A 10,940-nucleotide genomic window follows, 5' to 3' on the forward strand; every position below is an offset into this window, starting at 1 on the left:
TCGAGCCAAGATTATTTTATTCCACGCTTCCTCCAGCCCTTACCTCACGATAAGTACCTTGCGCTTCCTTAGTGGTTGGTCGATGTGTACCCCCACAGTGGACTTTCACCACCTAGATAGATGCCATGCCTGGCACACAAGAAAAAGCTGCCCTAAGGCAGCTCCGATCTTCAGCTAACGCACCCGTTAGTTCATTAAGAAAAGCGATTCTTATTAAAGAATCGCGCCCTTATGTGGAATAAGAGATTGCTACTAATAGATTATTCAATATATGTATCAACTTTTTTCATTATTAATGATCGGTTGCGATTGTTTACGAATAGCAAGTAGATGAATAAAGAAAAAACTAATGCTATAATTCCTCCTAATAATGATTGATTGCTAACGAACACATTGAGAACACTATTACAAAAAGCGTGTGTCATAATACAAAGAAATATACTCTTTGTTTTGTAATAAACAGTTGATAAAAGAAAGGAAAAAGAAATAACACTTATGGAGAATACAGGAATATTCAAATATTCATATTGATAAGTTCCAATTATGAAAAACAATGGCAAATGCAAAAAAATCCAAACAATACTTACGAGTAATGTGCTTGTTAAAGCAGGTATTCTTTTTGTCAATTCTCGAAGCATATACCCCCGCCATCCAATTTCCTCTAAACCGCCAATTAAGATAAAAATAGGAATTTGTAAAAGTATATATTGAAGGGGTACAATTTGTTCTCCTCCGACTACGAAATACGGAAGTAAAGAAAAAACTAAAACGATCACGATAATAAAAATACCAATTTAAATGTTTCGGTGGTTGATAACAACTCTTTAAAAACATACTAAAATCTTCTTTTGAATCAGACCTTTTGCTAACGGTTATACCAGCGATTGCAGGCCCTATTACACCTAAAATATAAAGAATATATAAAGCAATTGATGAACCAAAAGGAATATTTTTAATTTGCGTATAAACAGCAATCATTCCCCAAGAAAGAAAAGTGATTGAAAAAGTTAAAAATAGATATTTTTTTAATTTGGACAAACTTTTCTCTCCCTCAATCAAAACTCATTTTATTAATTTTCTATTCAGTTCGCAACAAACTTAATCACAAGAATTATCTTAACATAAAATCCGGAATTGGATTAAACTGTAATTTCTTTTATTTAAGAATTGCACCTCCGATTCTTGAATAACCAAGATAAATTGATTTCCCATTAAGGGTTTAACTTTATGAAGTTTCTTCAATAATATGGCCCAATTGTTGAACAAAGGTCAAACAGCACTCTTCAACTATCCTGCCCCGTTAGTTCATTAAGAAACCCTGTATAGAAACAAAGAAAATAAATAAAGAGATAACAATGTTCATATATCCCCAAAAGCCTTTTCTGTCTTTTTGAAGTTCGGATAATCCTGTCACCAATATAAGTGCCCCTTAGGAAAACATATAATAGTCGTTAACTCGGTTTCAGTTATTCGATTATATCCTGTTAGAACAATAACAACTATTGCTAATATAACTCTAACCATTTTCAAGAAAATATTTCCCCTATTAAGTTCTGTACAATTTTATCGGCATACTAATTCTACTATCCTACCCCTCCATAAGAAAAAGCTGCCTATTACCAGTTAATTTCATTCAATAAAAAGAAATAACGTATTGTTGACGTAAATTGTTGTATGGTCAATGTTTTTGATTCTCTTTATTGGATAGGTATTCTGCTACATCTTTTGGAACTTTAAAATTTAAATTCAGTTTCTTGGTTCTAAGTTCAATATAAGGGCTATCTTTATATGTAATAATTGTAGCGATTTGTTTAAGTTCCTTTTTATCTGTATTTGGCTCTCCATGTTTGACTGTATCTTCTTGGTACATCTTATAAATATACTCTTTAGTTAAATTTGGAGGATTATCTACAATACGCCATTTATCAACTTCAAGTGTATTAACAAATTCACTTACTTCATCTTGATTGTCTATAACGCTTAAAACCAAGTCTGGATTTTCTTCTGACGATACTTCTATCTTTTGGGATTTATTAAGCCCAGGGTCTTCTTTCAGATCTTTTTTTTCATTGCTACAACCGAAAAAAGTACAGAAACAAAAATAAATATCATACAAACTTTTTTCATAATTGCCTTTCCCCCTCAAAGAATCAAAACCATACACTCACTAAATCAAGAAAATTTTAACCTGTCTCAATATATCTGAAATTCATTATCGGAATTGATGATTATTTTATTGTTATTTATTAATGTAATCTCAAGAGGGGATATGGCAGATGTTTTATCGGAGAATATCCACCTTCTCCCAGGTTGGGCTAATATAATAAATACCCCATTCCTTCTTTCACCCATGAAATTAAGGGATTTTTTACTTATTGTATGATTGTCACGCTCATACACACCAATTTCCTTTAATTTTTCGCTCACACTTATCGTGTCTTCTACAATTAAACCTATTTCACTTATGTTTAAAATGCTTTTAACCGAAAAAGGCTCCATACTAGCTTCAGCAATTTCATATCTTGAAATAAATTCTACTATATTACCAGAAGGATCATAGAAATAAAGAGCATGGGCAGGTAAATGAGTAAAATTAGCTTCATCTACCCCATCTTCAACAAGTAAACTCACTCTTTCTTTTGCCCATGATTTTGCCTCATTAAATTTGTTAGCCGGTATGTTAAAAGCAAAGTGATAATAGGGGGCACCTTTTACTTCTTTTGTTGTAAACTCCATTTCACCTGTACCAACAGCCAATCGAAAGCTATTCTTATCTTCATTAATGAGAGAAAAACCTAATGTTCCAATATAGAAATTTTTCATTTGCATTAAACTTTTAGTCTGTAAAACAATCGATTTAATTTCCATGGATAATAACACCTTCCTTGTATATCTAATTATTGAGTGAGTCATTTATAAAACGTACTGACATTCTGATTAAATCATAATTATCATTTCAAGTAAATTTATTCTATTTTTCCCTATATAAACCAACTTAACTGATTGTTGATTTAATCTCACTTATTGATTGTTTGCAGTCACTGCCCCTTTAGCTGCATAAGAAAAGGAGCTTCTGACAGCTCCTTTTAAAATGTACTAAAGCATCTGTTAGTTCATAAAGAAAAGCATTTCTTATTAAAGAATTGCTGAGACTGTAGACAAATTTGAAGAAATCGAGTTTGCCTCCCGTTTTTTTATGGCTTGTACAATTTGCAGCGGATTTCCGCTACAGGCACTCGCTTTCCGCGGGCGGTCAGGGAGCCTCCTCGGCTTGCGCCTGCGCGGTCTCCCTAGACGCGCCTTTCCCGCAGGAGTCTCGCACCTTTCTCTCCAATCAACTTTGTTATAGCATTTATATAGAAAACATACCTGATGAGTTGAAGTTGTTAGTTTGGGAACTTCATTGATGAAAGATATATTTTCCGAACCCCTTTTGTCTACAAACTGAGCATTTCTTATTAAAGAATTGCTCCCTTTTGTTGAGTACTGACAATATTTTCAATAGTTATTGAAGCTTGTTCACGCGTTTATTTAGCGTAATTAAGGTTAGATGCACTCAACTATAATCTTCAATTAATGATATTTTCCCTTCATTAAGTCCGAATATGGACTTTCCTTTTAATTGAATCTTATCTCCACTGTTTAATCCGTTAGGCAAATCAGCAGCCAGTATTGCTTCATATTCAATTTGCACTTCTGCCTTATCTTCTATAGCGTTATAGTCAATAACCGTCTGACGGCGACTAGAGAAAATCTTTGACGACTTTTCCGCCAGTTCTTTAAACTCTTGTATGCCTCTGGTCTCTGTGTTCAGTTCGCCATTCGTGAAATTCCTAAACATGATCTCTTTATGAAGGAGTTTAACCATACTTTCAATATCAAACGAATTGTAGGCCATAATATAATTTTCAATGATTTTTTTGCTCTTTTCACTAATCATCATAATATCCCCTCTCATCTATATAATTTTTTTCATTATATATTCTTTGCGATACATATATTCCCTTCAATTCCCACAAGGTAATACGATCAAGTATGTAGAGTACACTTGAGTTTCCGAGAGGTGTTATTGGTTTTAGGTTTATACTTCAAGGGCAATTGGCTTCTAAAATCAAATAGTACTCTTGAACCTTTTTGTAAATAATAAGAGTGTTAAACATAAATTGAGGAGGAATTGTATGCAGCAGAATCAACCAGCTAAAGAGAACTCGGGTTACATTATGAAACCGGAATTTGCCGGAACTGATGCACAAAAAGTAAAACAACAAATTCAAAAAGATGTAAGCGAAGGACAAGGTGCAATGACTTCCCGAGAGGCAGGAGCAATGCGCGATTAAAAAAGCGCCCGTCATATTATTCAACAATCGGGCGCAACAACATATTTTTAACCCCGTCCTACATTTAGAACGGGGTTATGCTTGTTTAAGCTTTTAAAATTAAAGAACTTTGTGAGAAATTAGGATTTTCCTTCAAAATGCCAGGCAGTGGTCGGCGTATTCTATAATAAATTATAGTCTAACCTTAACCTCAGTACCGTCTTTAGCTCTGACATCCACTAGCACGATCCCTTTATAATTTTTCAGTTCCTTGACGATAGGCTTTAGCCTATTTTTGTCTATTAACGGAAAGGTAAAATCCAGTTTTTTTCTTTCGAAGTGCTCTTTTGTCCATTTGTTTACATTTTTCTGAAGAAATTTTGAAGACAAAATGGAAATAACAATATTTAAAATGGCATATGGAACTGGGATGGTAAACCGAACGTCTTTTGCTTTCACTTTTACATGCATCATAAACAAATCACTAATCAATGATGACGGAAACGGTATCCCCGTTTGCCGATTTAATATCAACAATTTGGCCATCTAATTCGTTTTCGATTGCTTCAATGATAAGGCTTATGTCTACATCCTTAACGTATTTTTCCGATTGAGGAATACTCGCTGCGATGCTGTGTCCAGCCATTAATACTACCTTGACCAGTTTTATAGGCAAATTGACCGTGACGTTATCATTTTCGGCTGATACAACACGAATTTTTAATGTTTTATCTAAATATTTAGTTGGCTTTTCCAAAGGCTTATGACCTGTTTCTTCTTTCTCTTTTAATACTTGAATCAATTCTGATCCCTTATCTGCATCAATCTTTCCTTCTTGAACCATTGTTAACACTCTTGAAATTTCCTCTTTCATGATAAATTCCCCCCTATTCCTCTTTTAAGAGCTTAATGGCTTCTTCTGGTGTGATTTCGCCATTTTCCAACATGGTGACAACTTTTTTCTCGTCTACTTCATTTTTCTTCTTCTGCACATATCCAAGGGATGAAATGATGTCTGTTAGCTTGCCTCGAACCGTGGGATACGAAATCCCAAGCTCCTTTTCAACTTCTTTGATATTCCCTCTGCATGTTAAAAATACTTCCACAAAATGAAGCTGATCCTTTGATAAGGATGCCAGCTTAGATAATTCAAACTCATTTTCGATCGTAGTGTGACAATGAGAGCACTGCAACTTTGTAATTTTCAATGTTTTACTGCAGACAGGACAATCTGTAATTACTTTATAAGCCATAATGGAATGCAATTCCTCCCTTTTAGTTGATTCGATTATATAACAAGGAATTAAAAATATAAATAGTAAAATTAAATTTTTTCAATCGTAAAAATCAATAATATTAATTTACTGTTTAATATTATTGATTCAATTATTACATTTATCATAATGGTTAAATTAAACAAGCGTAACCCCGTCCAAATTTTGAACGGGGGTACGCTTGTTTTCAAATGATGGACAGTTTTTAACACAGGTGGTGAAATAAAAGGGGGAACACCTCTTATATTTTATTCCATCCACTTTTTGTAGAGGGCGTCAAATTTCCCTTGGAGCTTCATTTCATCCATCCACATTTCCAAGTAGCTTGCATAAATGAAATCGCCTCTTGGGATCATATAACCTTTTTCACTGTTTGTGAAAGGCTTATCGGTTTGAGCCGCATGCAATCTTGAATCAGCTTTTGCATATAGCATTGCTTCTACTGTGTCAGTGATCATAACATCATACGTACCTTCTGCTACAAGATGTGGTATATCAAGATTGTTTTCTACAACCGTTACGTTAGCATCGCTTAGATACTGACGAACAAATTCTTCGTTTGTTCCGCCTGGATTTACGCCAATGCGCACAGAAGGCTTGTTGATATCTTCAATGGTAAGATACTTGTCTTTATCTTCCTTGCGAATCAGAGGCACCTTACCGAATGAAAGGTAACCTTGGGATACATAAGCGCTTTTTTGTCTGGCTGTGTTGCGGGTCACACCGCCCACAGCGATATCAAATTTGTCCGCTTGCAGGTCTTTCATCATCGCAGGCCATGTGGTAGGGACAAATTTCACCTCTACGCCAAGATCTTTACCCAGCTCTTTGGCAGCATCCACGTCAAAGCCTTCATACTCATTCGTTTCCGGGTTCAAATAGGTAAATGGTTTATAGTCCCCCGTCATTCCTACCCGGATGTATCCACGTTTGATAATTTCATCAAGCTGGGAAGACTCCGCTTTTTTCAAATGCCCTGGCGCATTTTTAGCTGCCGGTTCAGCCGAGACGTTTTGCGAGGAGATCAGGTCATGACTGACGTACCCAGTACCTAGCAAGGATAAGCTGATCACTCCAGCCATCAGTGTTTTTTTCCAATTGTTAAACATGTGATTTCCCTCCGTTTTTTGCTGTATTTTTAATTAATCCATCAATTAGTAAAAATACAACAAAATAAGAGAATCACCTTCAAAAAATAAACATTTTTCCACAATTGATAGAAAAAGGACTACACATATTAGTCATATCTAAAATGTGCAGTCCTCATTTAATGGTAACTAGTTATGGTCCATAAAAAATCATAAATAGCATGAGAAATATGTTCAATACTAACAATATCTTACCAAATAGATTTTTTATAGCTAAAACAGAAAATACACAAGAAATCAAGAATGAGAAAATGGCTATTTGGGGTGTAAAATACACAAAGTCTAAAATGCCTGACATAGAAAAAAACAAAAGAAAAATGCTAATAAATAGAAATATCATTGAAAATATTAATGCTATCGTGATATAAGTAAAAGTCCTGAGTTTTTTCAGATGTTGTTTCTCATAACTATTATCAGCCATTTTTCCCTCCTGATATTAAGTTAGTTTATTCCTTAAAATCAACCTTTACCGAATACTATTCTTTAGCTGAACAATAAATACCTTCTTCCACTACTCTGCCCCGTTAGTTGCATAAGAAAAAGCTGCCTTAAAGACAGCTCCGATCTTCAGCTAACGCGCCCGTTACTTTAACAAACTTAAACTTATGTTATTTTAATCTTTAAGCACAACACATAATAGATTTATCAAAAGCATCTTCAGGTATATATATAATTCCATCTTTAATTTTATAAGGTATTCCATTTTCTTTTAATAATTCAGTCGCATTACTGTTGGTTTTTTCTCCCCATTTTATATATTCACCTTTATACTCCCTTTGGCAAGCTGTTATCAAAAGAGAACAAAAGCATAGAAACAAAATTTTTTTTTCAAAAAATCAAACTCCTTATTATATAATTTTAGTTCAAATAATATTTTACCTTAAAATCCCAATTTATTAAGAACTATTATTGAACAAAACTCCCTATAATTTGAATGTATGATAATGATAAGAATCATACTTTCAAAAGGCCGCCAATTGGCGGCCTTTTTATGGCGCTAACGCACCCGTTAGTTTAAGTGTACTTATTCACAAACTTAGTTGGCTTTGCATAAATAAACCGATTCGTTCATTACAGGAATGCTGCCCCTTTAGTTGAAGAAGAAAAAAGGATTGCCGCAGCAATCCATTCTAGCGAAAAGTTCCAATTAGCAGCTAAGTCAACTTCTCATGCATTCGCCTTCCAACTGTTTTGCAGTTTCCTTATATAAATAATTTGACCGATATGATATGCATTATGGGTAGTTGCATTTCCAAGAATTTGCCACCACTTAACTTTTTCAGGAAAACCTATAACATCACTTTCTATTTTTTCATTAGTTAATAACCCTTCCCACTTTAAAAGGACTTCTAATAAGATTTTTTTCAAATCGTTAAAGCACATATATTCAGGACTTAAAAAGCTCCGATTATTATCTCCGATTGAAGATACAGCGTCTACGTTGGATTTTTCGTACCTGGTTTGCCAAGTTTGATTCCAATAAATCAGATGTTGTACAATTTCAGCTATACTGTTACTATCTTTACTTGGCTTCCATAAAGCCTGTTCTTCCGTCAAATTTTCAACTGATTCTGAAAATGGTTTGTACCAACTAGGGTCATTAGCATTCGCTAAGAACTGGTCAGAAATAATATCTTTTACGTTGGTCAATCTATTCACTCCTCAATTCTAATTAGAATATGGATCCCTAAATTAAGTACAACAGCCATCCTCCCTGATGTTAAAATGATTTTCCTACTCATTTAGTTTCGAGATAACCACCACAAAAACCTTTTACTTGTTCAACTAACCTGCCCCTATAGTTCCATAAAGAAAAAACTACCTTAAAAACAGCTCCGACCTTCAGCAATCGTACTCGTTAGTTGATAATTTCTAACTGGAAGAGATGTTATATATCATTGTCCAAGATGTTCCTGATGAATCACATTGTTCAAATCCAAGTTTCTTATAAAGTTGTACAGCCTGAGTGTTTCTAGGATCAATGCTCAAAGATAGTGATGTATAACCATCTCTATAAGCTGTTTCAAATAACTTTTCCATAAGCAGGTTACCTATTCCCGTACCTCTTACTTTATTAATTACAGCTATACCTAGTTCAGGAGTCTTAGCATCAACATATCCGTAACCTTTTTGATTTTCTGCAAATAGGCGATACCATGCAGCACCAACAGGAAAATTATCCTTAAAAGCAATTATTGCTCTATCACCTTTTCGGCCCCACCCCTCACTATATTTTTTGATATGTGATAAATTTAACAGTTCTTCTTTAGGTGGCTTATTTTCAGGAATATGAATAGCTTCATACATCATATCCGTTAAAAAATCTAAATCATGCTCACTTTGTTCCCAGCTTTTTACATATATCAAAATTAATCACCCCATTTGTTACTAATTCGACATAGAGATTTTATTACCTGTTCTTCAACCTGCCCGGGTAGTTCCATAAGAAAAGGAGCTGCCATAGAGACAGCTCCGTTTTACCACTAGTGGGAAATCCATTAGTTCCTTAACGCTTTCCTGACTTTCCTTGCAAAAACTAATGGATCCTCAACAGCTTCGTTTTAACGTAAACCAAATTCGGATTATCGAATAGCCACTCATTGTGTACGGATGAAACTATTATTCCTTGTTTAAGAATGGAAGAAACAAAATTCTCGACTTCTTTTTGCAAGAGCGCTACCCTGCCTAGGCACAATGCCCGTCCAGTCTGATTATCTCTGGATTCATATGAGAAAGAAGGGGTTACTCTAAAACGTTTCCCTAAAATTTTCACTTTTATTTCATTTCGATTTATGGTTGCCACACATTTGCCACCCGCAAATCCTGCTTGGCCGCCGATAATCCTAGCAAACTTTTGACAAATCAATTCATCATTCGATGCCAATCTATTCATCTCCTCCCTAGTATTAATAGGATATGAACTAATGAATAGATCCGAAACGGATATGCATCTATTTTGAAATAAGAATTATGCTGATTACTCATATCCTATTCAAACAATCCTGTAAGAAAAAGGCCAATCGCCACAGCTCACTAATGAACGAACACATCCGTTAGTTCTATAAGACTTATCACAGATTTGACACAGACTGTGAATAATAATATTTAAAGAACACAGGAGAATCAACTGCCTTTTTTGAATATAATCTTTGAACTATAATAAGTAGGGAGACGGTGTAGTGAGCAATATAGACAAACGAAACAGATTAAGTGAAGAACCATTTACTTATCGAATAACGAAAAAAGGAACAATAGTAATCTATTACAAAGGTAAACAAATTAAATTTTTAAAGGATGGGGAGGCTCTGCGTCTAATAGAAAGAATCAATGAAGTTGAAAGGTAACGAGAAGTTTGGTAAAAATAAATAAACTAAGCCTTCGTATTTGAGTACACAACGCTTATGGAACTAACCTGCCCCGTTTGTTTTATAGAAAAGGAGCTGCCTTAAGAAAACTCCGATCTTCAGCTAACGCACCCGTTAGTTTAAGTACATCTATTCACAAACTGCCTAATTGTTGATTAAAGATATTTACTGAATGGAAACTTTTATTAACTAGACTATTTCCTATTTGTTTTATAACACCTGCATCACGAAGTTCTTCATTATCAAAGTTCACGAGGTCAGACATATTTAACCATTTATAGTCTATAATTTCATCTTCTTTAATATCTAATGAACCTCCAGTAACTTCTCCAGTAAAATGAAAAAGAACAACTTGATTACCTGCATTACTGATAAAGTTATAAATACCAGTTGTGCTAGTAAGTTCCACATCAAAACCTGTTTCCTCTTTTACTTCCCTTCGAGCTGCATAAAGAATGTCTTCACCAGATTCAATTCGTCCACTAGGGAAATTCCACTTATTCATTGCACTTGGTTTATTTTCTTTTATCATTAAAACTTCTCCATCTTTGAATATTGATACACTAACTACTAAAACAATCCCATTTTGAGCCATTTTTTTCTCCTTAGAATTAATATTTAAATATTCCTCACTATTTTTTCTCTTCTAAATAAAGATTTTCCTTGTTGAACTATCCTGCCCCGTTTGTTTCATAATCGAGTAGAGGGAAAATAAATGTATTATTTTCGCCCCTCTCACAACACCGTACGTACGGTTCGCGTATACGGCGTTTCAATTTATATTACAGTGTGTACTTTTAGATAATGCTCTAAAGCAGAGGGGACTCCCCTCTGCTT

Annotated in this window: 14 protein-coding genes and 1 pseudogene; 2 read left to right on the top strand and 13 right to left on the bottom strand. The window is 34.4% G+C overall.

Annotated elements, in window-relative coordinates; translation table 11 throughout:
* Positions 1 to 260: 260 nt before the first annotated feature.
* The 5 genes from AC1DIV_RS28855 to AC1DIV_RS28875 form a co-directional block, all read right to left on the bottom strand.
* On the bottom strand, positions 261 to 776 hold the full coding sequence (locus AC1DIV_RS28855) for a CPBP family intramembrane glutamic endopeptidase (RefSeq protein WP_445670140.1): 516 nt from the start codon (positions 774 to 776) through the stop codon (positions 261 to 263).
* Positions 777 to 1,300: 524 nt separating this feature from the next.
* The gene (locus tag AC1DIV_RS28860; RefSeq protein ID WP_340878594.1) at positions 1,301 to 1,414 is read right to left on the bottom strand and encodes a DUF3953 domain-containing protein; all 114 of its coding nucleotides are present in this window, start codon (positions 1,412 to 1,414) and stop codon (positions 1,301 to 1,303) included.
* Positions 1,415 to 1,678: 264 nt separating this feature from the next.
* Positions 1,679 to 2,164: a hypothetical protein gene (locus tag AC1DIV_RS28865; RefSeq protein WP_340877711.1), complete on the bottom strand. Its 486-nt coding sequence runs from the start codon at positions 2,162 to 2,164 to the stop codon at positions 1,679 to 1,681.
* A 29-nt stretch (positions 2,165 to 2,193) separates the two neighbouring features.
* Positions 2,194 to 2,868, bottom strand: coding sequence for a VOC family protein (locus AC1DIV_RS28870; RefSeq protein WP_340877712.1), 675 nt, complete (start codon positions 2,866 to 2,868; stop codon positions 2,194 to 2,196).
* A 688-nt stretch (positions 2,869 to 3,556) separates the two neighbouring features.
* Positions 3,557 to 3,940 (bottom strand): nuclear transport factor 2 family protein, encoded by a 384-nt coding sequence (locus AC1DIV_RS28875; protein ID WP_421163161.1) that lies wholly within the window; start codon positions 3,938 to 3,940, stop codon positions 3,557 to 3,559.
* 238 nt (positions 3,941 to 4,178) lie between these two features.
* Here AC1DIV_RS28875 and AC1DIV_RS28880 point away from each other — a divergent pair, with 238 nt between their 5' ends.
* The gene (locus AC1DIV_RS28880; RefSeq protein ID WP_340877714.1) at positions 4,179 to 4,337 is read left to right on the top strand and encodes a hypothetical protein; all 159 of its coding nucleotides are present in this window, start codon (positions 4,179 to 4,181) and stop codon (positions 4,335 to 4,337) included.
* Positions 4,338 to 4,508: 171 nt separating this feature from the next.
* Here the strand turns inward: AC1DIV_RS28880 and AC1DIV_RS28885 are convergent, their stop codons facing one another.
* The 7 genes and pseudogenes from AC1DIV_RS28885 to AC1DIV_RS28915 form a co-directional block, all read right to left on the bottom strand.
* Positions 4,509 to 4,790 carry a hypothetical protein gene (locus AC1DIV_RS28885; RefSeq protein WP_323599064.1) on the bottom strand — a complete coding sequence of 94 codons (282 nt, stop codon included), beginning with the start codon at positions 4,788 to 4,790 and terminating at the stop codon, positions 4,509 to 4,511.
* A gap of 10 nt (positions 4,791 to 4,800) precedes the next feature.
* The gene (locus tag AC1DIV_RS28890; RefSeq protein WP_340877717.1) at positions 4,801 to 5,190 is read right to left on the bottom strand and encodes an SHOCT-like domain-containing protein; all 390 of its coding nucleotides are present in this window, start codon (positions 5,188 to 5,190) and stop codon (positions 4,801 to 4,803) included.
* A gap of 13 nt (positions 5,191 to 5,203) precedes the next feature.
* Complete coding sequence (locus tag AC1DIV_RS28895) at positions 5,204 to 5,569, bottom strand: DUF2089 domain-containing protein (RefSeq protein WP_063594884.1); 366 nt, start codon at positions 5,567 to 5,569, stop codon at positions 5,204 to 5,206.
* Between the two features lie 269 nt (positions 5,570 to 5,838).
* Positions 5,839 to 6,699, bottom strand: a complete 861-nt coding sequence (locus AC1DIV_RS28900) for a transporter substrate-binding domain-containing protein (RefSeq protein ID WP_340877719.1) — start codon at positions 6,697 to 6,699, stop codon at positions 5,839 to 5,841.
* Positions 6,700 to 7,905: 1,206 nt separating this feature from the next.
* Positions 7,906 to 8,388 carry a DinB family protein gene (locus AC1DIV_RS28905; RefSeq protein WP_034304508.1) on the bottom strand — a complete coding sequence of 161 codons (483 nt, stop codon included), beginning with the start codon at positions 8,386 to 8,388 and terminating at the stop codon, positions 7,906 to 7,908.
* Between the two features lie 222 nt (positions 8,389 to 8,610).
* A complete protein-coding gene (locus AC1DIV_RS28910; protein WP_340877722.1) occupies positions 8,611 to 9,105 on the bottom strand; it encodes a GNAT family N-acetyltransferase in 495 nt (164 codons plus the stop codon).
* A 131-nt stretch (positions 9,106 to 9,236) separates the two neighbouring features.
* A pseudogene (locus AC1DIV_RS28915) lies at positions 9,237 to 9,622 on the bottom strand (DUF1259 domain-containing protein).
* Between the two features lie 295 nt (positions 9,623 to 9,917).
* Here AC1DIV_RS28915 and AC1DIV_RS28920 point away from each other — a divergent pair.
* On the top strand, positions 9,918 to 10,082 hold the full coding sequence (locus AC1DIV_RS28920; protein WP_340877723.1) for a hypothetical protein: 165 nt from the start codon (positions 9,918 to 9,920) through the stop codon (positions 10,080 to 10,082).
* 154 nt (positions 10,083 to 10,236) lie between these two features.
* On the opposite strand, the gene AC1DIV_RS28925 is transcribed toward AC1DIV_RS28920, so the two are convergent.
* Positions 10,237 to 10,698, bottom strand: a complete 462-nt coding sequence (locus tag AC1DIV_RS28925) for an NUDIX hydrolase (protein ID WP_340877724.1) — start codon at positions 10,696 to 10,698, stop codon at positions 10,237 to 10,239.
* Positions 10,699 to 10,940: the final 242 nt, after the last annotated feature.

The sequence above is a fragment of the Peribacillus sp. 05N428 genome, assembly GCF_056397085.1.